The 23,775-nt window shown below is 73.9% G+C and carries 28 protein-coding genes and 1 pseudogene; 11 read left to right on the forward strand and 18 right to left on the reverse strand.

Annotated elements, in window-relative coordinates:
• Nucleotides 1-158 precede the first annotated feature (158 nt).
• From E1283_RS06975 to E1283_RS07000, 7 genes are all read right to left on the reverse strand, one after another.
• Nucleotides 159-533: a hypothetical protein gene (locus E1283_RS06975; protein ID WP_132817013.1), complete on the reverse strand. Its 375-nt coding sequence runs from the start codon at nt 531-533 to the stop codon at nt 159-161.
• A gap of 93 nt (nt 534-626) precedes the next feature.
• Nucleotides 627-794, reverse strand: a complete 168-nt coding sequence (locus E1283_RS37070) for a hypothetical protein (RefSeq protein WP_165956039.1) — start codon at nt 792-794, stop codon at nt 627-629.
• Between the two features lie 108 nt (nt 795-902).
• Entirely contained in the window at nt 903-1,784 is an 882-nt protein-coding gene (locus tag E1283_RS06980; protein ID WP_132817014.1) for a UTP--glucose-1-phosphate uridylyltransferase, read from the reverse strand.
• Nucleotides 1,785-1,932: 148 nt separating this feature from the next.
• The gene (locus E1283_RS06985; protein WP_132817015.1) at nt 1,933-3,093 is read right to left on the reverse strand and encodes a S1 family peptidase; all 1,161 of its coding nucleotides are present in this window, start codon (nt 3,091-3,093) and stop codon (nt 1,933-1,935) included.
• Nucleotides 3,094-3,267: 174 nt separating this feature from the next.
• A complete protein-coding gene (locus tag E1283_RS06990; protein ID WP_132817016.1) occupies nt 3,268-3,723 on the reverse strand; it encodes a hypothetical protein in 456 nt (151 codons plus the stop codon).
• 66 nt (nt 3,724-3,789) lie between these two features.
• Nucleotides 3,790-4,983 (reverse strand): RtcB family protein, encoded by a 1,194-nt coding sequence (locus E1283_RS06995; protein WP_132817017.1) that lies wholly within the window; start codon nt 4,981-4,983, stop codon nt 3,790-3,792.
• A gap of 137 nt (nt 4,984-5,120) precedes the next feature.
• Entirely contained in the window at nt 5,121-6,044 is a 924-nt protein-coding gene (locus tag E1283_RS07000) for a LysR family transcriptional regulator (protein ID WP_132817018.1), read from the reverse strand.
• Between the two features lie 83 nt (nt 6,045-6,127).
• Here E1283_RS07000 and E1283_RS07005 point away from each other — a divergent pair, with 83 nt between their 5' ends.
• Nucleotides 6,128-6,889 carry a sulfite exporter TauE/SafE family protein gene (locus E1283_RS07005; RefSeq protein WP_132817019.1) on the forward strand — a complete coding sequence of 254 codons (762 nt, stop codon included), beginning with the start codon at nt 6,128-6,130 and terminating at the stop codon, nt 6,887-6,889.
• A 5-nt stretch (nt 6,890-6,894) separates the two neighbouring features.
• A complete protein-coding gene (locus E1283_RS07010) occupies nt 6,895-7,476 on the forward strand; it encodes a hypothetical protein (RefSeq protein WP_243744654.1) in 582 nt (193 codons plus the stop codon).
• A gap of 19 nt (nt 7,477-7,495) precedes the next feature.
• Here E1283_RS07010 and E1283_RS07015 read toward each other — a convergent pair whose 3' ends face one another.
• Nucleotides 7,496-8,287: an SDR family NAD(P)-dependent oxidoreductase gene (locus E1283_RS07015; protein ID WP_132817020.1), complete on the reverse strand. Its 792-nt coding sequence runs from the start codon at nt 8,285-8,287 to the stop codon at nt 7,496-7,498.
• A gap of 185 nt (nt 8,288-8,472) precedes the next feature.
• The gene (locus E1283_RS07020; RefSeq protein ID WP_132817021.1) at nt 8,473-9,474 is read right to left on the reverse strand and encodes an alpha/beta fold hydrolase; all 1,002 of its coding nucleotides are present in this window, start codon (nt 9,472-9,474) and stop codon (nt 8,473-8,475) included.
• A gap of 113 nt (nt 9,475-9,587) precedes the next feature.
• Here E1283_RS07020 and E1283_RS07025 point away from each other — a divergent pair, with 113 nt between their 5' ends.
• Nucleotides 9,588-10,055, forward strand: a complete 468-nt coding sequence (locus tag E1283_RS07025; RefSeq protein ID WP_132817022.1) for an SRPBCC family protein — start codon at nt 9,588-9,590, stop codon at nt 10,053-10,055.
• A 77-nt stretch (nt 10,056-10,132) separates the two neighbouring features.
• On the forward strand, nt 10,133-10,489 hold the full coding sequence (locus tag E1283_RS07030; protein WP_132817023.1) for a DUF427 domain-containing protein: 357 nt from the start codon (nt 10,133-10,135) through the stop codon (nt 10,487-10,489).
• 33 nt (nt 10,490-10,522) lie between these two features.
• On the opposite strand, the gene E1283_RS07035 is transcribed toward E1283_RS07030, so the two are convergent.
• Nucleotides 10,523-11,296, reverse strand: coding sequence for an SDR family oxidoreductase (locus E1283_RS07035; RefSeq protein WP_132817024.1), 774 nt, complete (start codon nt 11,294-11,296; stop codon nt 10,523-10,525).
• A gap of 137 nt (nt 11,297-11,433) precedes the next feature.
• Entirely contained in the window at nt 11,434-12,147 is a 714-nt protein-coding gene (locus E1283_RS07040) for a hypothetical protein (protein ID WP_132817025.1), read from the reverse strand.
• Between the two features lie 264 nt (nt 12,148-12,411).
• Here E1283_RS07040 and E1283_RS07045 point away from each other — a divergent pair, with 264 nt between their 5' ends.
• Nucleotides 12,412-12,690, forward strand: a complete 279-nt coding sequence (locus E1283_RS07045; protein ID WP_132817026.1) for a DUF6355 family natural product biosynthesis protein — start codon at nt 12,412-12,414, stop codon at nt 12,688-12,690.
• A 57-nt stretch (nt 12,691-12,747) separates the two neighbouring features.
• Here the strand turns inward: E1283_RS07045 and E1283_RS38585 are convergent, their stop codons facing one another.
• Nucleotides 12,748-13,257, reverse strand: a complete 510-nt coding sequence (locus tag E1283_RS38585; protein ID WP_279571240.1) for an MFS transporter — start codon at nt 13,255-13,257, stop codon at nt 12,748-12,750.
• A gap of 18 nt (nt 13,258-13,275) precedes the next feature.
• Nucleotides 13,276-14,217 (reverse strand): annotated as a pseudogene (gene trpS, locus E1283_RS38590) (tryptophan--tRNA ligase); the annotation flags it as partial.
• 145 nt (nt 14,218-14,362) lie between these two features.
• Between trpS and E1283_RS07055 the strand changes: the two are divergent.
• Nucleotides 14,363-15,370, forward strand: a complete 1,008-nt coding sequence (locus tag E1283_RS07055; protein ID WP_132817028.1) for a malate dehydrogenase — start codon at nt 14,363-14,365, stop codon at nt 15,368-15,370.
• 170 nt (nt 15,371-15,540) lie between these two features.
• Nucleotides 15,541-16,434: a glycine betaine ABC transporter substrate-binding protein gene (locus E1283_RS07060; RefSeq protein WP_132817029.1), complete on the forward strand. Its 894-nt coding sequence runs from the start codon at nt 15,541-15,543 to the stop codon at nt 16,432-16,434.
• An 18-nt stretch (nt 16,435-16,452) separates the two neighbouring features.
• Here E1283_RS07060 and E1283_RS07065 read toward each other — a convergent pair whose 3' ends face one another.
• On the reverse strand, nt 16,453-16,896 hold the full coding sequence (locus E1283_RS07065) for a DUF3017 domain-containing protein (protein WP_341829912.1): 444 nt from the start codon (nt 16,894-16,896) through the stop codon (nt 16,453-16,455).
• Between the two features lie 5 nt (nt 16,897-16,901).
• Nucleotides 16,902-17,768, reverse strand: coding sequence for a bifunctional methylenetetrahydrofolate dehydrogenase/methenyltetrahydrofolate cyclohydrolase (locus E1283_RS07070; protein WP_132817031.1), 867 nt, complete (start codon nt 17,766-17,768; stop codon nt 16,902-16,904).
• Between the two features lie 235 nt (nt 17,769-18,003).
• Here E1283_RS07070 and E1283_RS38065 point away from each other — a divergent pair, with 235 nt between their 5' ends.
• The 3 genes from E1283_RS38065 (at nt 18,004) to E1283_RS07085 (ending at nt 19,691) form a co-directional block, all read left to right on the forward strand.
• Nucleotides 18,004-18,579, forward strand: a complete 576-nt coding sequence (locus tag E1283_RS38065) for a DUF4234 domain-containing protein (RefSeq protein ID WP_243744655.1) — start codon at nt 18,004-18,006, stop codon at nt 18,577-18,579.
• A gap of 180 nt (nt 18,580-18,759) precedes the next feature.
• Nucleotides 18,760-19,416: an HNH endonuclease family protein gene (locus E1283_RS07080; protein WP_132817032.1), complete on the forward strand. Its 657-nt coding sequence runs from the start codon at nt 18,760-18,762 to the stop codon at nt 19,414-19,416.
• Nucleotides 19,417-19,439: 23 nt separating this feature from the next.
• Nucleotides 19,440-19,691 (forward strand): hypothetical protein, encoded by a 252-nt coding sequence (locus tag E1283_RS07085; protein WP_132817033.1) that lies wholly within the window; start codon nt 19,440-19,442, stop codon nt 19,689-19,691.
• A 27-nt stretch (nt 19,692-19,718) separates the two neighbouring features.
• On the opposite strand, the gene purH is transcribed toward E1283_RS07085, so the two are convergent.
• Complete coding sequence (gene purH / locus E1283_RS07090; protein WP_132817034.1) at nt 19,719-21,293, reverse strand: bifunctional phosphoribosylaminoimidazolecarboxamide formyltransferase/IMP cyclohydrolase; 1,575 nt, start codon at nt 21,291-21,293, stop codon at nt 19,719-19,721.
• On the reverse strand, nt 21,290-21,925 hold the full coding sequence (purN, locus tag E1283_RS07095) for a phosphoribosylglycinamide formyltransferase (RefSeq protein WP_243744656.1): 636 nt from the start codon (nt 21,923-21,925) through the stop codon (nt 21,290-21,292). Before purN ends, purH begins: the two co-directional genes overlap by 4 nt.
• A 172-nt stretch (nt 21,926-22,097) precedes the next feature.
• Here purN and E1283_RS07100 point away from each other — a divergent pair, with 172 nt between their 5' ends.
• Nucleotides 22,098-22,904, forward strand: coding sequence for a hypothetical protein (locus E1283_RS07100; RefSeq protein WP_132817036.1), 807 nt, complete (start codon nt 22,098-22,100; stop codon nt 22,902-22,904).
• Here E1283_RS07100 and E1283_RS37075 read toward each other — a convergent pair.
• On the reverse strand, nt 22,816-23,775 hold a 960-nt coding region (locus tag E1283_RS37075), incomplete at its 5' end, for a cell division protein PerM (protein ID WP_243744657.1). The two genes, E1283_RS07100 and E1283_RS37075, sit on opposite strands and share 89 nt — an antisense overlap.

Below are 23,775 nucleotides of genomic sequence, written 5' to 3' on the forward strand. Positions count from 1 at the left end.
GCCCCGGATCGGCGAACCCCCCGTGGCCCAGCTCGCGCGCCGCCCACGCCGCCGCCACGAACAGCAGCCCCGGCAGCGCCAGCAGCGCCGCCCACCGGTCGAGCACCCGCTGCCCGAGCTCCGTCACGACCGTGCTCACCGGCCGCTCCCCCCGCCCCTCACTCGAACCGCAGGGGCCGGCCGTGCAGCGCGCACTGCGGCAGGTCGTCCTCGGGGCCGGGCCGCTCACGACGGGCGCAACGCCCCACCGGGCACCGGTAGGCACCCACCGCGACGTGTCCGGGACCGGTGCCGAACAGCTCCACGGGGCCCGTGTCGGGCGGCAGTTCGGCCGGCGGCTCCCCGCGATGCGTCGCGCCCACCGGGCCGAGCGCCGCCAGATGTTCGCGCAACGGCTCGCCGCGCCGGGCGGCCGCCAGCAGCGCCGCGAACCCGTCCCCCAGACCGGCCCGCTCGGCCATCGCCCGCAGCACCCTCAACTCACGGCACAGCTGGGCCAGTTCCGCCGCGTCGGGCTCCCCCTCGTCACTCACGTCCCCCATGATGCCGGGTTCGGCCGGCGCGCGGCGAGGGTCAGTGGCGAGGACCGTTCCCGGCCGGGGCGGGGCCGGGAACGGGCACCGCCGTCACCGATCGGGAGACGGCGCGGGGGCGTTGACCCAGTGGTTGGCGAAATTCGCCTCGATCTCGTCCATGGAGGCGGTGAACTCCTCCAACAGGTCGGCACAGCACGCGATGACCCCGTCGAGGATCTCGGCGCCGCCTTCGTCGATCCGGTACAGCATCTCCATCATCACGCCCCCATCAACGATGGCGCGCGAGGGGCGGAAGTGCGCCGACGGAGTGAGCTAACGTTTCAAACCGAGGGACGTGACCCGGGCGGTGTGCGCCGGCTCGTGGAACTACTCGTGGGGCTGGTCGCCGAGCGCCAGCTTGCGCAGCTCCGGGCCGTACTCCGGGTGGGCGAGCGCCGCCGCGAACTGGGCACGCAGATAGCCGAGCGCGTTGCCGGTGTCCCACCAGGTGCCGTCCACCACCTGGCCGAAGACCGGGTGTTCGGCGGCGTGCCGGTGGATCGCGTCGGACAGGCCGATCTCCCCGTCCGGCCGCGACCGGTGCCGGTCGGTGAGACGCTCGAGCTCCGCCACGATCCCCGGGGTGATCACGTAGCCGCCGATCGCCGCGTAGGCCGAGGGCGCGTCCTGCGGCTTGGGCTTCTCCACCAGGCCGTCGATCCGGATCAGCCCGCCGCCCAGCTCCTCGCGCACGATCGGCACGCCGTACCGGTGCGACTCCTCCGGCTCCATGGGCATCAGGCTCAACACCGGTGCCCTGGTGCGCTCGTACGCGTCGAGCAGCTGCTGGGCGCGGGGCACCTCGGAGGTGAAGACGTCGTCCGGCCACAGCACCATGAAGGGCTCGTTCCCCACCACCCGGGCCGCGTTCAGCACCGGGGTGCCGTTGCCGTAGGGCCCGTCCTGGTAGAGGTAGGTGATCCGCGCCATGCTCGTGACCCCGAGCAGCGCGTCCGCGGCGGCCACCTTGCCGTCGGCGCGCAGCCGCAGGTCGAGGTCCTCGTCCGGGGCGAAGTGCTGCTGCACCAGGGTCTTGCGGGTGGAGACGACGATGGTGACGTCGTCGATCCCGGACGCCACCAACTCCTCGATGGTGTGCTGGAGCACGGGCTTGTCGAGGATCGGCAGCATCTCCTTGGGCAGTGCCTTGGTGAGCGGCAGCAACCGAGTACCGAGCCCCGCCACGGGGATGACGGCCTTTCGGATCATGAGCGATGACTTCCTTCCGGAATGGAGTCCGGGGGTTGACGCTACGAGGTCGGCCCCGGTTCTCCAAGCGGGAGGCGCCGTTGGCGTGAAAGCTCACCGTGGGGTGGGCCGTCGCCGCGCCCCCGCGGGCGCGGCGACGGCCACCGGCTCACGCGGTGTGCAGCGTCAGCCCGTAGGTCGACAGGATCTCGTTGAGCGGCTGGTACCAGGTCTCGCCGCCGCTCGAGCAGTTCCCGTAGCCGCCCGAGGTGACGCCCTGGGCCTGGTCACCGCTGATGTACGAGCCGCCCGAGTCGCCAGGCTCGGCGCACACGCTCGTCCTGGTCAGCTGGTAGACCACCTCGCCGGACGAGTAGTTGACGGTCTCGTTCTTGCCGCGCACCACGCCGCAGTGCCAGCCCGTGGTCGAGCCCGAGCGGCAGATCGAGGCGCCGATGGGCGCCTCGGCGGAGCCGCGCACCAGGGCGTCGGACACCGTGCCCCAGCCCAGCACGACCGGCACCGTCCACCAGCCGTTCCCCACGCTGACCCAGGCGTGGTCGTTGCCCGGGAAGGAGGAACCCTGGATGTACCCGACCAGCGAGCGGTCCCAGCCGTAGACCGCCTGGCCGGGGCGGCCGCAGTGCCCGGCGGTGACGAAGCCGCCGTGCACCGAGAAGCCGATGGAACAGCGCACGTTGCCCGTGTAGAACGGGTCCCCGCCGACGGTGCCCGCGGCGAAGGTCTCCGGCGCCCGGTCGGCGGTCTCCTCGACGGTGACCGGCCCCTGGCGGCCGGCGTCGGCGAGGAACGCGGCGACCGCCGGGTCCTGTGCCTCGCCCTCGACGACGCTCACCACCACGCCGTTGGCCCGCGGGTCCACCCGCCAGCTGGCCACTCCCGCGGGGGCCCCGGAACGCTCCGCCAGCCCGTCGACGGCCTCCAACGTGGCGGTGAGCTCCGCCTCGCTGTGCCGGACGACCTCGGCCTCCGCGCCCGTCGCACGTACGGCCCCGACCAGGTCCCGATCCGTCACCGCGACGACCAGTTCGCCGGTGTCCGCCTCGAACCAGGCGCCGCCGAACGACGCGCCGGCGGCCTGCCTGGCGTCCTCCTCGATGCCGGCCGCCGCGGTCTCGGCCCGCAGCCGCTCGCGCGCCTGCGCCTCGGTCAGACCGAAGTCGCGGCTCATCGCCTCCACGATCGCCTCGCTCGCGCCCTCGTTCTCGTCCGCCGCGGAGCGGTCGGCCGCGACCGCGCCGGTCCCGCTCAGGGCGCCGAGCAGCAGCAGTGCGGACAGCCCAAGCCGCAGTCCTGACGTGCGTCTCATGTGGGGGTTCTCCTTGTGTCGCTCGTTGGGGAACAGGGAGACTGAGAGCGCTCTCATTCGACTCGCGTCATCAGACTAGACCGAGCGAGTTGGCATGACTAGACCAATGGTCCGGTCGTGGCGGTCGGCTGACGGGCCATCGGGCGCCGGTCGTCCCGGCGCGCCCGACCCGGCCTATTCCTCGGGCGGTGGCGCGAGCAGCAGCGGCCAGTCGTCAGCGGCGGGGAACCCGGCGTCGAGCGCCCGCCCGGGCCCGGCCGTGAACACGGCCGTGGCCGGCGCCGCCCGCGCGTACGCCGCGGGATCGACCTCGGCCACCGCCCGCAGGACCAGCGCCGCCTCGGGGACGACTTCGGAACGCCGCCGGAACGACGCCGCGTCGACCCCGATCCGCGGCAGCACGGCGGGCCACACCACCACGTCCACCACCAGGCGGCCGCCGCCGAGGGCGCGCTCGGCCCAGCCGTCGGTCCGCGGCAGGTAGAACGCGCCGTCCCCCTCGTAGCCGTGGCCGCCGAGCCGGGCGACGGCCCGCTCGCCGGGGGAGCCCTCGGGATCGACGACCAGCATCACGACCGGCACGTGGGGCTCGTCCGGGTCGGCGCCGGTGCGGACGATGAGCCGGGCCATGGGGCGACCTCCGCTGGGGGATCGGGCGGGCGGCCAGTACAACACGAGGGCCGGCCGCCCCCGGCGTCACCCCTTGACGCAGACCACCTGCTTGAGCCGGGCCACCACCTCCACCAGATCCCGCTGCCGCTCGATCACCTGCTCGATCGGCTTGTAGGCGGCGGGTATCTCGTCCACCACCCCGCTGTCCTTCCGGCACTCCACGCCGTCGGTCTGCTCGGCGAGGTCGCGGGTGGTGAACCGCCGCTTGGCGGCCGTCCGGCTCATCCGCCGGCCCGCGCCGTGCGAGGCGGACCGGAACGACGCCGCGTTGCCCAGGCCCCGCACGATGTACGAGCCGGTGCCCATCGAGCCGGGGATGATCCCGAGCTCGCCCGCGCCGGCGCGGATGGCGCCCTTGCGGGTGACGAGCAGGTCCACGCCGTCGTACCGCTCCTCCGCGACGTAGTTGTGGTGGCACGAGATGACCTCGTCGAACCGCGGCCCGGCCTTCCGGAACTCCCTCCGCACCACGTCCTGGACCAGCGCCATCATCAGCGCCCGGTTGTGCGCCGCGTACTCCTGGGCCCAGAACAGGTCGTGCCGGTAGGCCGCCATCTGCGGGGTGTCGGCGACGAACACCGCGAGATCCCGGTCGACCAGGCCCTGGTTGTGCGGCAGCCGCCGCGCCTCCCCGATGTGGAACTCGGCGAGCTCCTTGCCGATGTTCCGCGAACCGGAGTGCAGCATCAGCCAGACGGCGCCCTCGGTGTCGAGGCACACCTCGACGAAGTGGTTCCCGCCGCCCAACGTGCCCAGCTGCTTCGTCGCCCGGTCCCGGCGGAAGGCCACGGCCTCCGCGACCCGGTCGAACCGCGACCAGAGGTCGTCGAGCCGCGTCGTGCTCACGCCGTGCAGCCGCGCCGAGGACACGGCCTCGTCGTGCATCGCCCGCCCGACCGGGACGGCCTCCTCGATCTTCGACCTCAGCCGGGACAGGTCGCCCGGCAGGTCGTTCGCGGTGAGCGAGGTCCGCACCGCCGACATGCCGCAGCCGATGTCCACCCCGACCGCGGCCGGGCACACCGCCCCCTGCATGGCGATCACCGAGCCGACCGTCGCGCCCTTGCCGTAGTGCACGTCGGGCATCACGGCCAGGCCGCGGATCCACGGCAACGTCGCGGTGTTCCGCAACTGCCGCATCGCGCCGTCCTCGACGCCGGCCGGATCCGCCCACATGCGGATCGGCACCCGGGCGCCCGGCAGCTCCGTGAATCCCATGGCCTTCTCTCCCCCTGTTCGGTGACTCTCCGTCACCCATTGTGGCCGGTCCACCCGGACCCCGGGCAACCGGTTTTCACCGCCGGGGGTGTCTCGGGCGCCGGGCCGCCGCGCGCCGCCGTGCGTCGCCGCCGTGCTCAGCGGCCGCCGTGGGCGCCGTGGGCGGCCGGTTCGGCCGCCGCCGCCGCGCGCAGGTGCTCGGCGAGCGCCTCCGTCACCGGCGACGCGGTGCCGATCGTCGCGCCCCAGGCCAGCAGGTGGTGCCGGCGCGCCCACGGGTCCCGCAGCCCGCACACGTCGAGCCGCTCGGCGCCGTCGACGACGCGGCGCGGCACGACCGCGAGACCGACCCCGGCGGCCACCAGGGTGACCAGCACGTCGAGGTCGGCGACGGTGGTGCGGTACCGCACCAGGGGTGCGTGCGGACCGAGGTTCCGCTCGATCCACCGCCGCAGCGAGGAGCCGGCGTCGAGCCCGACCAGCGGATGCTCGGCGACCTCGCCGTAGGACAGGGCCGTCCGACCGGCGAGCACCCCGCCGGCCTGGCCGATCACCACCAGGGAGTCCTCGGCCAGCGGCTCGAGACGCAGCCCGCAGTCGTGGGCCTCGTCGTCCAGCACCACGCCCAGGTCCGCCTCGCCGTCGGCGAGCCTCCGCACCGTCTCCCGGGTGCGGCTCTCGGCGACCGTGACGTCGACGTTCGGGTGCGCGCCGAGGAACGAGACCAGTGCCCGCGGTACCAGCCGGTGCATCGACGAGCCGCCGCCGAGCAGAGTGAGCGAGGCGGCCGGGGACCTGGTGTAGCTGGCGACCGCGCTGTCCAGCCGCGCCGTCCGCGCCAGCACGTCACGCGCGTGGCGCGCCAGCGCCAACCCGGCGGGGGTGGGCCGCACCCCGCGCCGGCCGCGGATCAACAGCGCGACGCCGGCGTGGTGTTCGAGCGCGCGCACCCGGGCGCTTGCCGAGGGGAGGCTCAGATGCGACCGGCGGGCGCCCGCCGTGATCGAGCCCTCCGCGACGATGGCGACGAAGAGCCGCAGGTCGTCCAGGTCGTAACGCACGGCCTCAGCCTATGGCACAGACTGAGGCTGGGTATGTTGATAACGCATTGTGCGGCCACCGGCCCCCGGGCGATCCTCGGTGGGTGCCCGAGATCCTGCTCGTCCTGCTGGCCGGCGTCGTCGCCGGAGCGCTGAACGCCGTCGGCGGCGGAGGCACGTTCGTGGCGTTGCCCGCGCTGGTCGCGGCGGGCCTGTCCCCGGTGACGGCGAACGCCTCGTCGACCATCGCCCTCGTCCCCGGCTCGGTGACCAGCGCCTGGGTCTACCGGCGCGAACTGGCCCCGGTGGGGGAGACCCCCACCGGGAGGCTGACGGCGGTCAGCATGATCGGCGGCGGGCTCGGCGCCGGACTGCTGCTGGCGCTGCCGGCCGCGTCCTTCGACGCCGCGGTGCCGTGGCTGCTGGCCTTCGCCACCGTGATCCTCGCCTTCGGGCGGCGGGTCTCCACCGTGTTGAGCACGCGGCTCGGCCGCCCGCTCGGGATGAGCCCGCGGGCCATCCTGATCAGCCAGTTCTTCCTCGCCGTGTACGGCGGATACTTCGGCGGAGCCGTAGGCATCATGATGTTCGCCCTGTGGAGCATCGGCGTCGGCCTCGACCCGGCGGCCGGCAACCCGATGCGGGTCGCCCAGGTCGCGGCCGTCTACCTCGCCGCGACCGCGCTGTTCCTCGTCGCGTCCGACGCGCTGCGCACCCCGGCGCTGCTCACCGCCATGCTCGCCGGGGCGGTGGCCGGCGGCTTCGCCGGCGCCCACGTCGCCCGCCGGCTCCCGCCCGGAGCGCTGCGGGGCGTGATCCTGACCATCGCCGTGACCATGACCATCCTCTACTTCCTGCGCGGCTGACCGCGATGGCGGACCACACCACCGAGCACACCACCGACCACACACCGGCCCCCGACGACCGCTCCGACGACTGCCCGGACGCGGCACGGGCCAGGCTGGTCATGGCCTACGAGGCCTGCCGGCTCGCCGAGTCGGCACGCGCCGCCGTGCCGGTCGGCGCGCACGAGCTGAACCCCGACGGCACCGCCCGGGCCCTCGGCGCCGCGCTCGCGGACGCCGCCCGGGTGCTCGCCGCCGCGCGGCGGTTCGTCGCGGCCGCCGCCGTGTTCGAGCGGCTCGGCGGCGCCGGCTGGCACCTCGTCGGCGACGCCCTCGGCCTGCCGACGCGGACGGCCCGCGAGCACTTCGCGCCGGCCGAGGCCGGCTTCCGGGCGGAACTCCGCTCCACCGAACCCCGCTCCGCCGAACCCCCGGGCCGGGCCGACTGGTGGCGGTCCCACCTCGTCAGGGAACCGCACGAGGCCGCGCTCGACCTCGACGACTGGGTGCTGCGCCACGCCGACGGCGAGACCGACCTCGGCCCCGCGCCGGTCTCCGGCGCCCTGTTCGCCGGGCCGCACCGGCCCGGCGGCCGCCGGGCGACCTGACGGCCGTCGCCCGCACGACTCACCGCCGTTCGCGCTGCGCCTCCGCGATGCGCCGCACCACGTCCCGGGTGCGGGCCGGCCGACCGCCGCGCTCCGCCAGGCTGGGGAACTGACCGGCCATCGCGCAGAGCAGCCGCAACCGCAGCGGCGCCACGTTGACCTCGCCGAGGTCACGCTCCACGGCGCGGACCACGGCCGCCGCCACCTGCTCGGGGGTGACGGTCGGCAGGCCGCCGGGCACCGGCTCGCCGGCCGCCGCGAACATGCCGGCGTCCCGGACGTAGCCCGGCTGCACGAGCGAGACGCCCACGCCGGACGCCCGCAGGTCGAGTCGGAGGCTGTGGGAGAAGCCGCGCAGCCCGAACTTGGTCCCGGTGTAGAGGGTGGAGAGCTGGGTGGCGGCCTTCCCCGACATCGACCCCACGAAGACGAGATGGCCGCGCCCGGCCTCCCGCATCCGCGGCGCCAGCAGCCTGGCCAGCAGCATCGGCGCGCGCAGGTTCACGTCCAGGGCGCGGTCGATCTGCTCCGGGGTGTAGTCGAGCAGGTCGCCGGTGCCGGGCAGCGCCGCGTTGGCCACCAGGATGTCGACGTCCCGACACTCCCGCGCCAGGTGTTCCAGCTGCTCCCGGTCGGCCAGGTCGGCGGCGACGACCCGGGCGCCGAGCTCGGTCGCCAGCGGCTCGACCGCTTCCGGTCGGCGGCCCGACACCACCAACGTGGCTCCCTCGGCGGCGAGTCGGCGGGCGACGGCGCCGCCGATGCCACCCGCCGCCCCGGTCACCAGCACGGTCGCTCCGGCGATGCGCATGACGGTGCCTCCCACTCGGCGTTCACTGCTCCGGTCGTGCTCCGGTCGTGGTGCGGTCGTGGTGCGGTTCCTGCCGTGTCCCGGCCCTCGACCGGATCCACCCGCGACGATAGCGAGCGGCCAACTCCCTGTCTACACAGCGTAGTTGCCGGGTGGCTGCTGAGTGACGCCCGGCCGGCCCCGCCTCACGGGCTCGCCGGACGGCCCAGCACCTCCGGTGCGGCGAGCCAGTCGGTCAGCAGCCGGTTGGTCTCGGTGGGGCGCTCCTGCTGGAGCCAGTGGCCGCAGCCCTCCAGGAGATGGGAGGAGACCAGCCCCGGCAGGGTCACCGGGTACGCGGCGACGGCGTCCGACAGCCAGGTGGTCGAGGCGTCCGACGTGCCGCCCACGAACAGCGAGGGCTGGGTGATGGCCGCGCCGTCGAAGGCGGCCAGCTCCTCCCAGTCCCGGTCCATGTTCCGGTAGCGGTTCAACGCCCCGGTCAGGCCCGTCCGCTCGAACTCCCCGGCGAAGACGTCGAGATCGTCCTCGCCGAGCCAGCCTGGGAGCACCCCGACGGGGAACCGGTCCCGCAGTGTCCCGCCCCGGGAGACGAAGTGCGGGTCGGGCGCGCCGGGCGCCGGCATGGTGTCGGCGGACAGCGCGGCGTAGAAGCCGGCCAGCCAGCCCCGCACGTCCGGCTCGACCTCCGCCTCGGCCCGCCCCGGCTCCTGGAAGTACGCGACGTAGAACTCCTCGTCACCGCCCATCCGGGCGAAGATCTCGCTGGGCCGGGGGCCGCCGCGTGGCGTGTAGGGCACGCTCAGCAACCCCACCGCGGTGAAGACGTCCGGCCTGACCAGCGCCGAGTTCGCGGCGATGGTCGCGCCCCAGTCGTGGCCGACGATCACGGCCGTCCGCTCGCCGAGGGCCTCCACCACCGCGACCCCGTCCGCCACCAGATCGAGCATCCGGTACGCCTCCGGGGCGGTGGGCCGTGACGACCTGCCGTAGCCGCGGACGTCGACGGCGACCGCCCGGTAGCCGGCGGCGGCCAGCGCCGGCAGCTGGTGGCGCCACGAGTACCACGACTCGGGGAAGCCGTGGACGAGCAGTACCAACGGCCCCTCGCCCTGCTCGACCAGGTGGATCCGGCCGGCGGGCGACGGGACGAGGCGGTGGGTCGCGACGGTGGAACGCGGTGGCATCTCTTCCTCCAGGGGTGTCTCGTTCCGAGCATGTGGCGGCGGACGCGACGCGGCGAGTGCTGTTGCCGCCTCGGCAAACCGGTCGGGGGCGCGGCCCGGACTACCATCCGAGCGTGGCCCCCTTCGTCGTCGTCCGCCGCTCGACGCTCCCCGCCGACGAGGCGTGGCGCCGGCTCACCGACTGGCCGCGCCACGGCGCCCACCTGCCGCTGACCCGGGTCACCGTCGAGCCGCCGGGGCCGACCCGGCCCGGCACCCTGCTCGTCGCGCGCACCGGGATCGGGCGGTTCGGCTTCGACGACCCGATGGAGGTGGTGGGTTGGCGCCCGCCGGCGGACGACGGCCGGGGCCACTGCCGCCTGGAGAAGCGTGGCTCGGTCGTCACCGGGTGGGCCGAGATCGGGGTGTGCCGCCGGGACGACGGGTCCGAGGTCGCCTGGCGCGAGGAGGCGCGGATCAGGAGGCCGCCCCGGCTGTTCGACGCCCCGGCCGGGTGGCTCGGGCGCCCGCTGTTCGGCCACCTGGTCGACGCCCTGCTCGCCGATGCCCCGGGCCCCGGTGGGAGCGGACCCGGCGGGTGACTCCCGGCGCCCGGCAGGCGTGGCATCCTCGACGGCAGGAGATCCCGGCCTGGCGTCCGGGACGGAAGGGAGCGTCGATGTCCACCGCTCGGCACACGGTCACCATCACCCGGGGCGACCAGCGGATCCGCGTTCTGATCGGGGGCCGGGTGGTCGCCGAGACCGATCGGCCCGCGGTGCTCCACGAGACGGGCCTGCCGGTGCGCTACTACGTGCCGCGCGGCGATGTCGACATGTCGCTGTTCGAGCCGACCGAGACGCACACCTTCTGCCCGTACAAGGGGACCGCGTCCTACTGGACCTTCCTGGGCGAGGACGGGCCGGTCTCCGACGTCGCCTGGGCCTACCCCGAGCCGCTGCCCGAGGCGGCGGGGATCGCGGACCACCTCTGCTTCTACGACACCCACGCGGACATCGAGGTCCTGACGGACTGACCGGACTGACCGGCCCACCGGCCGGCGTCCGGCTCACCCGTAGCGGGTGGCCAGGTACGCGTCCCAGGTGATCCGCCCCGCCTCGCCGGTACCGCCGGCGAGGTGCCCGGCCCTGAACTCCCGGCCCAGGCGCCCCGGCACCCGCAGCCGCACCACCGGCCGCCGCAGCCCCCGGGCCGCGCGCCACCGGTGGACGGCGTCCGCCAGGCCGAGCACCTCGGGCCCGACGAAGTCCTCGACGCCGCCCGACGGGCCGTCGCCGACCTGCCGCACCAGCCGGTCCGCGACGTCCGTCACGTCGACCGGTCGCGCCGTGATCCCCGGGTCCGCGAGCAGCACGCCGGTTCGCGCGGCGAGGGTCAGCGCCTGGTCGACGAACGAGTGGAACTGCGTCGACCTGACGACCGACCAGGGCAGGCCGCCACCGGCGAGCAGCGCCTCGGTACGCACCTTGGTCCTGAAGTACCCCCAGGGAATCCGGTCGCAGCCGGCGATCGACACGTACACGAGGTGGCCGACGCCGGCCGGTGCGGCCGCCCCGAGCAGCCGCGAGGTGCCGGCCACCTCCACCCGGTCCGTGTAGCGGCCCCGGTAGGGCGCCGCCGCCAGGTGCACCACCGCGTCCACGCCGTCGAGCGCCCGGGCGACGCCCTCGCCCGTGGCGAGGTTCGCCCGCACCCACGCCGCGTCACCGCCGGCCGGCCGCTCCCGGCGGCTCATCGCCCGCACGTCGTGCCCGGCCGCGACCAGCCCGGGCAGCAGAGCCCGCCCCAGCCTGCCCGCCGCCCCCGTCACCAGTACGCGCATGGCGCCCGCCTTCCGTTCGTCGGCTCATCGCCTCATCGCCTCATCGCCTCATCAGTCTCACGATTCACCGCTTGTGCCAGGGAGACGAGCGGACGCACCGGATCCGTGACATGGCGGCCGGCGGCCGGGCGGGGGTGTCAGCGCCGGGGCAGGTTCGCCGCGGCGCCGACGATGAGCTCCTGGGCGACGGCGAACACGAGGTCGCACTGGGCGCGCACCCAGTCCATCTGCCGGGCGTGCCGCTTGGCGCCCATCCCGTTCGGACTCTCGTAGTCCATGGCGTGCACGATCTCGTTCCGCGCGGTGAAGAACGGGTCGAGCTCCGCCAACCGCTGCCCGGAGACGGCGCTGTTCGGTATGCCCAGGGTGTCCCTGACCCGGCCGCGCAGGTCGCCGCTGCCCTGCGTGCTGGCGCTGGTGCGCGCCGCCACGTAGAGCTCGATCATCGCCGGACGTGGCGCCCTGCCGCGCACGGCCGCGGCGAACTCCTTCGACGAGCCCGCGAGTTGCCCCCGGAGGTAGTGGTCGAACTTCCGGGCCGCGTCGGCGTTGCACTCGATCAGCGCCGGCGTCACGTCGCGGACGAGCCGCTTGCAGCACGCGTCGAGCCCGCTGGAGGTGAACACGAGGGCGGCGCGCAGCAGATCCTCCTGGTCCTGCCCCAGCCGGCCCCGGAACTCCTCCCTGGCCTCGGCCCGGGCCCGGCGCACCACCGACAGGCCGTCGAAGATTCCCTGGACGCTGCCGTGCGCCCCGCGCAGATACCGCCATGCCGGCGTGATCAGCGGCTTGCGGGGCTTCTGGCCCAGCGGAGCGAGCGTGATCTGCGTGAACCCCTCGCCGCTGCCCATGTGCGAACGCTCCCCACCGTCACCCACCCCTCGACCCCGACCGCGTTCGAGGCTACCCGGGCCCTCTGACACCGGACCGTGGCCGCCCCAAGGGCCGGAGCTGACGGTCTGTCACGACCTCCTCGGGCGCTCGAACATCGCACATGCGCCCCTCGCGTGCCTCGGGCACCGTCGATCACTCCCTTGGCGGCGGACGACGGCGCCTCGCATGATCAACAGGTGATGTCCCCACATCACATCCGAAAACGTGAAACGGGAGGAATCATGCGATACGCGGTTCGGAGCCTGCTCGTCACCGCGGCGGTCGCCGCCTGCACACTGCCGATCACCCCGACCAGCGCCGCCGCCCAGGCGTGCGGCTACTGGCAGACCTCGGCGGACGCCTACTACACGCACTGCGACAACGGGAGTGGCAGCCGCGTCATCATCAACGTCGACACCGTCTGGGCGTCCGACTACGAGAAGTGCGTCGGCCCGGGAGACACCCATCTGGGGAGCACCAGCGACGTGCGCGGCGCCTGGTACGTCGGCCGCACCTGCTGACAGCGGGCGGTGGCGGGGCGCGGCGGTCCGTCGCGCCCCCGCCGGGGCCGGGGCGCCTCAGGCCGTCTCCTCCAACCGCCCGGCGCCGGCCCGGTGTTCCGCCCCGGCGCGGGCCGGCCGCCGGCCGACGGCGGGGGCGAGGAAGGCCGCCGCGGCCACGAACACCAGGACCGCGATCATGGCGGACCGCAGCCCGTAGTGGTCGCCGAGGAAGCCGAGGCTGGGCGGCCCGACGAGGAAGGCGATGTAGCCGATCATCGCCACGAGGCTGACCCGGGCCGTCGCGTTCGGCCCCGAGTCGCCGGCGGCGGAGAGCGCGATGGGGAAGCCGAGCGCGGCCCCCAGGCCCCAGAAGAACACCGCGGCGCCGGCGAGAACGGGATGGTCGGCGAAGATGACGAGCGCGAGGCCGGCGGCCCCCGAGACCGCGCTGGCCCTGACCGTGCCGGCGCGGCCGAGGCGGTCGATGACGAACCCGCCGCTGAACCGGCCGATGGCCATGGCCGCCGCGAACGCCGCGTAGACGACCGAGCCCATGGTGGGGTCGAGGTCGTGGCCGTCGACCATCAGCAGCGGCAGCCAGTCCTTGGCGGCGCCCTCGGCCAGGATCGCGTCGAGTTGGGCCGAGTCGTCGAGGAACTCGTTGACCCTGGCCCGGAAGGGGGCCACCCAGTCGGCGAAGAGCTCGGCGACCTCGACCTTCAGCGGGCCGTACAGCTGGCCGGTGAACTTCTCCTCGATCTCGCCGACGGAGATCCCGGTGAGCGCCGAGTAGACGGTGAGCAGGTTGCTGACGCCGGGCTTGGCCTCGGGGTCGTAGCGCACCTCGGTGCCGGCGTCGGTGACCGCGCTGCGGAACTTCTTCGCGGAGACCTTCGGCTCGTCCATCAGCCAGACCACGCCCTTGTCGGAGGTGGCCGACTTGGACATCTTGGCCGACGGGTCCTGGAGGTCGTAGATCTTGGCCGCGGCCTTGGGGATGTACGCGTCGGGCAGGGTCAGCGTCTCGCCGTAGAGGGAGTTGAAGCGCTGGCCGACGTCCCTGGTGAGCTCGACGTGCTGGCGCTGGTCCTCGCCGACCGGGACCTGGTTGGCGTGGTAGAGCAGGATGTCGGCGGCCTGGAGCACGGGGTAGGTGAAGAGGCCGACGCTGGTGCCCTCGGCGCCCTGCTTGGCCGCCTTGTCCTTGAACTGGGTCATCCGGGACGCCTCGCCGAACCGCGTCAGGCAGTTCATCACCCAGGCGAGCTGGGTGTGCTCGGGCACGTGGCTCTGGACGAACAGGGTGCAGCGGGCCGGGTCGACGCCGGCGCCGAGCAGTTGGGCGGCGGCCAGCCTGGTGGACGCGCGGAGCTCGGCCGGATCCTGCGGAATGGTGATCGCGTGCAGGTCGACGACCATGTAGAACGCGTCGTGGGTCTCCTGCAGCGCCACCCACTCGCGCACCGCGCCGAGGTAGTTGCCTAGGTGGAACGAGCCCGCCGTGGGCTGGATGCCGGAGAGCACACGCAGTCGTCCTGTGGTCATGGGTTCATTCTCTCAGGTCCCTGTCACTCCGAGGCCAGCCCGATCCCGGCCGCCCCCGGGGCGTCGGTTAACCTGACGGGCGGACCTAAGGATCTCGCTGTCTGAGCTGTCTGAACTGTCCGAGTCCGACTTCGGAAGGCCACACATGGCAAGCACCCCCGGCACCCCCGGCGCCCCCGTCAACGTAACCGTCACCGGAGCGGCCGGCCAGATCGGCTACGCGCTGCTGTTCCGCATCGCCTCCGGCCAGCTCCTCGGCCAGGACGTTCCCGTCCGGCTGCGGCTGCTCGAGATCACGCCGGCGCTGTCGGCCGCCGCGGGCACCGCCATGGAGCTGGACGACTGCGCCTTCCCGCTGCTGGCCGGCGTCGACATCACCGACGACCCGAACGTGGCCTTCGACGGCACCAACGTGGCGCTGCTGGTCGGCGCCCGGCCGCGCACCAAGGGTATGGAACGCGGGGACCTGCTCGAGGCCAACGGTGGCATCTTCAAGCCACAGGGCAGGGCGATCAACGACCACGCGGCCGACGACATCAAGGTCCTGGTGGTGGGCAACCCGGCCAACACCAACGCGCTGATCGCCCAGGCCGCGGCGCCCGACGTGCCGGCCGAGCGGTTCACCGCGATGACCCGGCTCGACCACAACCGGGCGCTCACCCAGCTGGCGAAGAAGACCGGCAGCAGCGTGTCCGAGATCCGTCGGCTGACGATCTGGGGCAACCACTCGGCCACCCAGTACCCGGACGTCTTCCACGCCGAGATCGCCGGCCGGAACGCCGCCGAGGTGATCGACGACGAGAAGTGGCTGGCCGACGAGTTCATCCCGACCGTCGCGAAGCGCGGCGCCGCCATCATCGAGGCCAGGGGCGCGTCCTCGGCGGCCTCGGCGGCCAACGCGGCCGTGGACCACGTCCACACCTGGGTCAACGGCACGGCCGAGGGCGACTGGACGTCGATGGCGATCCCGTCGGACGGCTCCTACGGCGTGCCCGAGGGCCTGATCTCGTCCTTCCCGGTGACCACGGCCGGTGGCTCCTACTCGATCGTCCAGGGCCTGGAGATCAACGAGTTCTCCCGCACCAGGATCGACGCCTCGGTCAAGGAGCTGGCCGAGGAGCGCGACGCCGTGCGCGGGCTCGGCCTCATCTGATCGACCGGCGGGCGGGAGAGACGCGGAGATTCCCCGGTTTCCCGATTCCTCGTGCGTGAGTGGTGGCCCCGGACCTGCGGTCGGGGCCACACTGCATCCCAGGCGAGTCCACGCACAGCACGCGCACCTCGTCCCACCACCGCCGCCACACCTCCGAAGGACTCCACACCATGCGGATACGTCATCCCCTGTTCGCCGGGGTGGGTGCCCTGGGCCTGCTGGCGGTGAGCGGCTGCGACCTGGCCCAGGGGATGACGGAGCGGCTGGCCGAGGACGAGCGGGAGCCGTTGGTGATCGCGGTGCCGGAGTGGCCGGGCGGGCAGGCGAACGCCGCGGTGGCCGCCTACGTGCTGGAGAACGAGCTGGACGTCCCGGTGCGGGCCGTGGAGATCAGCCAGCGGGACGCCTGGCAGCAGCTGGCCGACGGCAGCGTGCAGGCGATCCTGGAGGACTGGGGCGCGCTGCCCGAGCAGGTCGAGCTGTACGTCGACCGCAAGGAGACGGTGGTGGAGGCCGGTGAGCTGGGCATCACGGGCCACGTCGGCTGGTACGTCTCCGACGACTTCGCCGAGGCCAACCCGTCGGTGCTCGACTGGCGGAACCTGAACGACTTCGCCGGCGACCTCGGCGGCCGGCTGCTGCACGCCGACCCGGGGTACGCCACCCGGGACGCGACGATCGTCGACGACCTGGGCCTGGACTTCCAGCCGGTGGCGGCCGGCAGCGAGGACGCGCTGGTCACGGAGATCGCGGACGCCGCCGAGGCGGGCGAGCCGCTGCTGACGTACTTCTGGGAGCCGCACTGGCTGAGCGCCGAGGTCTCGCTGACCGAGGTGCGGCTGCCCGACTACTACCCGAAGATCTCGCTGCAGAAGTACCTGAACGCCGAGTTCGCCGAGGTGGGCGACGCGGCGGCCGTCGACTTCCTGCGGCGGTTCTCCTGGACCGCCGAGGACCAGAACGCCGTCGCCGAGCTGATCGCCGGCGAGGGCCTGACCCCGGCGGCCGCGGCCGAGCGGTGGGTCACCGAGCACCCGGACACGGTCGCCGGCTGGCTGGAGTAGGTCCTGTCCGGGCGCCGGTCAGCCGGCGGAGAACCGCAGCACGTCGTTGAGGAACGGCACCTCGAGCCACGGCCGCGGCTCGGCCATCAGCGTCAGCAGGGTGATCAGCGCGCCGGCCACGCCGTAGGTCAGCACGTCGGTGAACCGGGAGCGCACCGCCAGCATCCCGACGGCCGGCAGCCAGCCCCGCATCGCGGCGCCACCGAGCAGCGAGCAGCCGACGAGCAGCAGCCCGATCCGGAAGTCGCCGAGGGTGACGAGCAGCCCGAGCAGCGTGCCGCCGAGCACGGCGAGCAGCGGCCACTGCCGTATCGGCGCCGGAGCGCTGCCCGGCGCCGTGCGCTCGCCGCCCTCGGGGCGCGCGGTGTCGCGCGTGCGGTACTTCTCCGGCACCCGCCAGCGGCCGAGCCAGCCGACGCCCTGCCCCTGTCCTTGTCCCTGTCCCTGTCCGGTGCCGCCCACGGCCGTCACCCTCCCACCACGGCGGTGGCGCGCTCGGCGGCCTCCACCACGTTCTGCAGGAGCATCGCCCTGGTCATGGGGCCGACGCCGCCCGGGTTGGGGGAGAGCCAGCCGGCGACCTCGGCCACGCCGGGGTGCACGTCGCCGACGACCTTGCCGTGCTCGTCCCGGCTGACGCCGACGTCGAGCACGGCGGCGCCCGGCTTGACGTCCTCGGGCTTCACCAGGTGGGGCACGCCGGCGGCGGCCACGATGATGTCGGCCTGCCGGAGGTGGGCGGCGAGGTCGCGGGTGCCGGTGTGCACCTGGGTGACCGTGGCGTTCTCGCTGCGGCGGGTGAGCAGCAGCGGGATGGAGCGGCCGATGGTGACGCCGCGGCCGACCACCACCACGTGGGCGCCGGCGATCTCCACGCCGTTCCTGCGGAGCAGCGTGACCACGCCGTTGGGGGTGCAGGGCAGCGGGGCCGGCTGGCCGAGCACGAGCCGGCCGAGGTTGGTGGGGTGCAGGCCGTCGGCGTCCTTGGCGGGGTCGATGAGCTCCAGCACCCGGTTGACGTCGATGCCGCGCGGCAGCGGCAGCTGCACGATGTAGCCGGTGCAGGCCGGGTCGGCGTTCAGCTCGTGGACGACGGCCTCGATCTCCGCCTGGCCGGCGGTGGCGGGCAGTTCGCGCTGGAGGGAGGCGATCCCGACGGCGGCGCAGTCGCGGTGCTTGCCGGCGACGTACTTCTGGCTGCCCACGTCGTCGCCGACCAGCAGGGTGCCGAGGCCCGGGGTGACGCCGCGCTCCCTGAGGACGGCCACCCGCGCCGTGAGGTCTGACTTGATCGCGGCCGCGGCCGCCCTGCCATCGAGAATCTGGGCGCTCATGGCGTCCATTCTCCCGGATGGCCGCCCCCGGAATCGAATCCGGTACCGGGCCGGCGGGACGGGCCCTATGTCTCAGCTTCGCCACAGAGACCCGGTCCGGCTGGACGGGGTCCGGGTGCCGGCGGTCCAATGGCGCGTCGGCGGATTCCGGGGGCGGAAGCGAACGCGTTTCGGGGAGTCCGTCGGCCAACCCCTGGTTCTGATCCATCCTCGTTCGCACAGGAGTCTCGCAGTCGTGAGCAACTACCAGGCGCCCCCCGGGGGACAGCCGCACAGCGGGCAGCCAGGGGCGTACCCGCAGCAAGGGGCGGTCGTGCCCCAGCAGCAGCCCGGCGGCTACGGCTACCCGCCGGCGCAGGCCGGCGCGTACGCGCCGGCGCCCGGCCAGCCGATGGCCCCGGGCGGCCAGGCCGCCGGGGTCGGGTTCATGCTCAAGGAGCGGAACCTCGTCGCGGTGATCCTGCTGCCGCTGGTGACCCTCGGCATCTACGTGTTGGTCTGGTACTACCGGATCAACAAGGAGATGGCGGCGTTCGACCGGCGGCGTCCGCAGAGCCCGGGCACCACTCTGCTGGCCATCACCCTGGGCGCGATCCTGATCGTGCCGCCGATCCTGTCGGTCTGGAACACGGTCAAGCGGATCGCCGAGACCCAGCGGGTCGCCGGCCTGCCGCCGACCGCGAACCCGGTCGTCGGGCTGCTGATCGGCCTCGTCGGCTTCTACGCGCTCTACTGCCAGCTGGAGCTGAACAAGGTGACCAAGCACTACGGCAGCCCGCCGCAGAACACCCAGGTCGCACTGGCCGTCTGACTCCCTACGAGTCGACAGCCGTCACCCGCCCCCGTCGCACGCCGGTCGAACTCCGGTGTGCGACGGGGGCGTTCGCGTGCCAGGGGCGCTTCGGCCGACAGCCGTTGTCGATCATGAGCACGACACAATTCGGGTAGACCGGTCATCAGGCAACTCTCCACCTCTCTCCGGAGGTTCCTGATGCACCACCCTCAACTCACCTCACGCACACGCCGGTTGACCGCGCTGCTCACGGCCCTCGTCGCCGCGCTGCTGCTCACGCTGGCCACCGCGGGTCAGGCCGGGGCCCTCCCGCCCGACATCCCCGACGAAGCCGAGGCCCGCGCCGAACTCGCCGCCCTCACCGTGGCGCCCGACCACTCGATGGCGGGCTACTCGCGCGCCGAGTTCCCGCACTGGATCACCGTCAACGGCTGCACCACCCGGCAGACCGTGCTGATCCGCGACGGCGAGAACGTCGAGGTGACGCCCGGCACCTGTACGCCCGTCGCCGGCACCTGGTTCAGCCCCTACGACGACACCACCTGGACCAAACCGTCCCAACTCGACATCGACCATGTCGTGCCGCTGGCGGAGGCCTGGCGCTCCGGCGCCGACGAGTGGACGAGGGACGTCCGCCGGCAGTTCGCCAACGACCTCACCACGTCCCAGCTGATCGCGGTGAGCGCCGCCTCCAACCGCTCCAAGGGCGACCAGGACCCGGCCGACTGGCAGCCGCCGGCCGCCGGGTTCCACTGCGTCTACGCGGAGATGTGGATCCACGTGAAGCACGTCTACGAGCTGACCCTCGAACAGGACGAGTTCGACGCGCTGGGCGAGATGCTCAACTCCTGCTGAGCCAACCGGTATGAAGTGGAGGCATGAGCGACAGGTACTCCGTCTTCACCGCGCCTCGCGGCGGGGTGATGACCAGAGAGGTCGGCGTGATCACCGGGGAGCTGGAGCTCCACACGGGCGCCGCTGACGACGGCACGCTGACCCTGCGCGTCCGCTACGCGGGGGCCGCCGAGTGGTACACCATCGACGGCGGCCCCTACCGCCTCCACGACCCGCGCGACCACGAGGTGTTGCACGAGATCGTCGTCAACCTCCTGCACCGACCACAACCCTGAGTGCCACGGCCGGCTCGGCCGTGGCACTCAGTGGAAGAAGTGCCGGGTGCCCGTGAGGTACATGGTGATCCCGGCCGCCCTCGCCGCCTCGACCACCTGCTCGTCGCGGACCGATCCGCCCGGCTGGACGACCGCCCTGACCCCGGCCTCGGTCAGCACCTCGAGGCCGTCGGGGAAGGGGAAGAACGCGTCGGACGCCGCGTAGGAGCCCGCCGCCCGCTCCGCGCCGGCCCGCCGCACGGCGAGCCGGGCCGAGTCCACCCGGTTGACCTGGCCCATCCCGACGCCGACCGTGGCGCCGTCCCTGGCCAGCAGGATCGCGTTGGACTTCACCGCCCGGCAGGCCCGCCAGGCGAAGGCCAGCTCGGCCAGCTCGGCGGCCCCCAGCGGCTCGCCGGTGGCCAGCCGCCACCCGGCCGGGTCGTCACCCTCGGCCTGGAGCCGGTCGGTGACCTGCGCCAGGCTGCCGCCGTCCACCGGCCGGTACTCGATCTCCGCGGCCGGCGCCTCGGGACAGCGCAGCACCCGGATGTTCTTCTTCCTGGCCAGCACCTCGACCGCGCCGTCCTCGTAGCCGGGGGCCACGATGACCTCGGTGAAGATCTCCGCCACCTGCTCGGCCATCGCCACCGACACCGGCCGGTTGACCGCGATCACGCCGCCGTACGCGGACAGCGGGTCGCAGGCGTGCGCCCTGCGGTGCGCCTCGGCCACGTCGGAACCGACCGCGATGCCACAGGGGTTGGAGTGCTTGATGATCGCCACGCATGGCGCCTCGTGGTCGTAGGCGGCGCGGCGCGCGGCGTCGGTGTCGACGTAGTTGTTGTACGACATCTCCTTGCCGTGCAGCTGCTCGGCGGCGGCCAGCCCCGAGCCCCCGCCGTCCACGTAGAGCGCGGCGGCCTGGTGCGGGTTCTCGCCGTACCGCAGCACCTGCCGCCGGGTGAAGGTGAGGTTGGCGCTCGAAGCGAACGGCTCGCCCTCGGGGGCGTCGAGCCGCGCGAACCAGCCGGCGACCGCCACGTCGTACTCAGCGGTGTGCTGGAACGCCCTGGCCGCGAGCCGCCGCCGCCCGGCGAGGTCGAAGCCGCCGCCCTCGACGGCGGCCAACACCTCGGGGTAGCGCGCCGGATCGACGACCACCGCCACGGACGGGTGATTCTTGGCCGCCGCGCGCACCATCGAGGGGCCGCCGATGTCGATCTGCTCCACGCACTCGTCGACGGAGGCACCCGACTCCACGGTCTTCCGGAACGGGTAGAGGTTCACCACCACGAGCTCGAAGGCCTCGATGTCGAGCTCGGCCAGCTGCGCGCGGTGCGCCTCGAGACGCTGGTCCGCCAGGATCCCGGCGTGCACCCGGGGGTGCAGCGTCTTCACCCGGCCGTCGAGCACCTCGGGGAAGCCCGTGACGTCCGCCACCTCGGTGACCGGCACCCCGGCCGCCGCGATGGTCTTCGCCGTGGAGCCGGTGGAGACCAGCGTCACCCCGGCCGCGTGCAGCCCGGCGGCCAGCTCGGTGAGGCCGGTCTTGTCGTAGACGCTGATCAGCGCCCGGCGCACCGGCCGCCGCGATTCCTGCTCGACGTGTTCGCCGGTCATGGGATAAACACCTTCCGTCCCTCGATGCTGTAGCCGTCCCGGGCGAGCCGCCCCACGACCTCGACGAGCAGCTCCCGCTCGACGTCCTTGATGCGCTCGTGCAACGCGGCCTCGTCGTCCGCGTCCTCGACGGGCACGGCCCGCTGCGCGATGATCGGCCCGCTGTCCACGCCCGCGTCGACGAAGTGCACCGTGCAGCCGGTGACCCGCACGCCGTGGTCGAGCGCGTCCCGCACCGCGTGCGCGCCGGGGAAGCTGGGCAGCAGCGCCGGGTGCGTGTTGACGACGCGGCCCGCGAACCGGGCCAGGAACCCGGCGCCGACGATCTTCATGAAACCGGCCGAGACCACCAGGTCGGGCCGGTGCTCGGCCACCGCGTCGGCCAGCGCCCGATCCCACTCCTCGCGGGTCGCGTGCTCCTTCAGCCGGCACACGAACGTCGGCAGCCCGGCGCGCTCGGCGCGCCGCAGGCCCTCGATGCCGCCGCGGTCCGCGCCGACGGCCACCACCGCGGCGCCGTACCCGGGGCCACGCTCGGCCACCGCGTCGAGCAGGGCCTGGAGATTGGTGCCCGAACCGGATACCAGAACGACGACGCGCGCCGGCGCCGCCGGCTCAGCGGGAAGAGGCACGGCGAAAACTAACTCTCTCTGTATCTCTGCTGCGAGCCCCGCACACCGGCACCGCGGCCGCGGGGAGTCCCCGGCAACGATACCGGCACGCCTCACTCCCCCCGTCCCGTGGGGCGGTGCGCTCCAGGTACGGTCGAGGGAACGCATCTACCAGGGAGACTCGACTACCACGATGACGGACCGACGCCGTGCCTCCGACCGCCCGGACGGGCCGGGCGAGGAGCACAACCCCTTCGCTCCGCCGCCCGAGGGAGCGCCAGACCGCCCGTGGCAGCCACGTCACCTCGACGGCGAAGGACAGGACGGCGGCCGGCGCGGCGACGGGGACCGCGGCGAGGACCGCGACACGAACGGCCGGCAGGACGACCAACGTCAGCGCTGGGGCAGCCAGTGGAGCAGCCGACAGCCGCGCCGCGGCAGCGGGCGCTGGGGCGAGCCGTCGGGCGGCCAGGACGGCGGATCGGGCGGCGGCCCGGCGGGACCGGGGCGCTGGGACCCCTCCGACCCGGCCCAACGGCACGCGCGCTACGCGATGCTGGCCGGCATGTGGGGTGTGCTCACGGCCGCCCTCGGCTGGGAGTGGCTGGCGCTGCTGCTCGGCTCGCTCGCCCTCTACTGGGGCATCAGCTCGCTGCGCGGCGGCCCCCGGCAGAGCCCCGAGGCCAGGGACCGCCGGGTCGCCGCCCTCCAGGGCGGCACGCCGGCTCCGGCGCCGGCGCCGGAGCCGGGCCCCTCGGGTCAGGCGCCGGCCGGCGCCGCCAAGGCCAGGCAGGGATCGTCCCCGGGGCGGGCGTCCGCGATCTCCGGGGTGGTGCTGGCCGGCGTCGCCCTGCTGCTGGTCGGCGCCTCGTACACGCTCCAACTCGTGTACAAGGACTACTTCGACTGCGTCAACGACGCTCTGACCACCCCATCCCGTGCGTCTTGCGAAACCCTGTTGCCCAGCGAACTCCGCCCTTACTTCGGCGAGCCGGGCTGAGCCGGATCTCGTCCAGCAGCCGCTCCTCCAGAGGCCGCTTCGCGGCGCGCAGCCGCCAGGCGCGCAACACCAGCGCGAGCGGGGTGGCGAGGGCCGCGGTCCAGGCCGCGGCGGCCAGGGCGACCAGCCAGCGGTCGGGGCCGAACTCGGCCAGCGCGGCCGTGCCGAGCGGCCCGCCGGCGAACGTCGCCAGGCCCCCCATGGCCACCCCGGCGCCGACGGCGGCGAGCAGCGCGGTGCCGGCCGTCGCGAACCAGCCGTCGGCCAGCGCCCGCGAACCGGCCACCGGCGCGGCGGAGTGCGCCACGAACCACGCCACCACCAGCACCACGGCCGCCGGCACCGACGCGGTGACCGCCCACGCCCAGGGCTCGGCGTGCGGCGCCGAGGGCACCATGGCCAGCAACGGGAAGTCCGGCAACGCCGGCTCCCCGCGCACCGCGAGCGGACCGACCAGGCTCCCCGCGCCGAGCGTGAACCCGGGCCCCAGGCCGTAGGACGCCGCCCACACCGCCGCGTTCGGGGCCAGCGTGCTGGCCAGCAGCAGCACCCCGACCCGGCCGGCCCAGTCGTTCGTCAGTCCGGCGAACACCTCCTGGGCGACACCGGCGTGGCTCAGCAGCGCCCCGGCGGCGAGCAGCGCGCCGGCGCCACAGCAGGCCACGGTCCCGGCGAGCGCGGCCCTGGCCGCTGCCCTCACCCGCCCGTCGCCGGCCGCGAACGCCGCCACCAGCGTGACGCCAGCGGCGAACAGCGGCAGCCGGACGGCCGCTTGGAGCGGCGCCGCACTCGACGCCCCCGACACGGTCAGCGCCACGACGCCGGCGGCGACCACCAGGTACCCGACGGTCATCGTCACCGCCCCCCACAC

Origin of the sequence: Streptomyces hainanensis, from assembly GCF_004348415.1 — a bacterium.
GTDB lineage: Bacteria > Actinomycetota > Actinomycetes > Streptomycetales > Streptomycetaceae > Streptomyces > Streptomyces hainanensis.

Bases quoted from the DNA above. Each gene is read 5' to 3' on its own strand.
- E1283_RS37070 (WP_165956039.1), bottom strand. From the start codon at position 794: ATGATGGAGATGCTGTACCGGATCGACGAAGGCGGCGCCGAGATCCTC.
- E1283_RS06980 (WP_132817014.1), bottom strand. From the start codon at position 1,784: ATGATCCGAAAGGCCGTCATCCCCGTGGCGGGGCTCGGTACTCGGTTG.
- E1283_RS06985 (WP_132817015.1), bottom strand. From the start codon at position 3,093: ATGAGACGCACGTCAGGACTGCGGCTTGGGCTGTCCGCACTGCTGCTG.
- E1283_RS06990 (WP_132817016.1), bottom strand. From the start codon at position 3,723: ATGGCCCGGCTCATCGTCCGCACCGGCGCCGACCCGGACGAGCCCCAC.
- E1283_RS06995 (WP_132817017.1), bottom strand. From the start codon at position 4,983: ATGGGATTCACGGAGCTGCCGGGCGCCCGGGTGCCGATCCGCATGTGG.
- E1283_RS07010 (WP_243744654.1), top strand. From the start codon at position 6,895: ATGGCGGACCACACCACCGAGCACACCACCGACCACACACCGGCCCCC.
- E1283_RS07015 (WP_132817020.1), bottom strand. From the start codon at position 8,287: ATGCGCATCGCCGGAGCGACCGTGCTGGTGACCGGGGCGGCGGGTGGC.
- E1283_RS07020 (WP_132817021.1), bottom strand. From the start codon at position 9,474: ATGCCACCGCGTTCCACCGTCGCGACCCACCGCCTCGTCCCGTCGCCC.
- E1283_RS07030 (WP_132817023.1), top strand. From the start codon at position 10,133: ATGTCCACCGCTCGGCACACGGTCACCATCACCCGGGGCGACCAGCGG.
- E1283_RS07035 (WP_132817024.1), bottom strand. From the start codon at position 11,296: ATGCGCGTACTGGTGACGGGGGCGGCGGGCAGGCTGGGGCGGGCTCTG.
- E1283_RS07040 (WP_132817025.1), bottom strand. From the start codon at position 12,147: ATGGGCAGCGGCGAGGGGTTCACGCAGATCACGCTCGCTCCGCTGGGC.
- E1283_RS07045 (WP_132817026.1), top strand. From the start codon at position 12,412: ATGCGATACGCGGTTCGGAGCCTGCTCGTCACCGCGGCGGTCGCCGCC.
- E1283_RS38585 (WP_279571240.1), bottom strand. From the start codon at position 13,257: ATGGTCGACGGCCACGACCTCGACCCCACCATGGGCTCGGTCGTCTAC.
- E1283_RS07055 (WP_132817028.1), top strand. From the start codon at position 14,363: ATGGCAAGCACCCCCGGCACCCCCGGCGCCCCCGTCAACGTAACCGTC.
- E1283_RS07060 (WP_132817029.1), top strand. From the start codon at position 15,541: ATGCGGATACGTCATCCCCTGTTCGCCGGGGTGGGTGCCCTGGGCCTG.
- E1283_RS07070 (WP_132817031.1), bottom strand. From the start codon at position 17,768: ATGAGCGCCCAGATTCTCGATGGCAGGGCGGCCGCGGCCGCGATCAAG.
- E1283_RS07080 (WP_132817032.1), top strand. From the start codon at position 18,760: ATGCACCACCCTCAACTCACCTCACGCACACGCCGGTTGACCGCGCTG.
- E1283_RS07085 (WP_132817033.1), top strand. From the start codon at position 19,440: ATGAGCGACAGGTACTCCGTCTTCACCGCGCCTCGCGGCGGGGTGATG.
- purH (WP_132817034.1), bottom strand. From the start codon at position 21,293: ATGACCGGCGAACACGTCGAGCAGGAATCGCGGCGGCCGGTGCGCCGG.
- E1283_RS07100 (WP_132817036.1), top strand. From the start codon at position 22,098: ATGACGGACCGACGCCGTGCCTCCGACCGCCCGGACGGGCCGGGCGAG.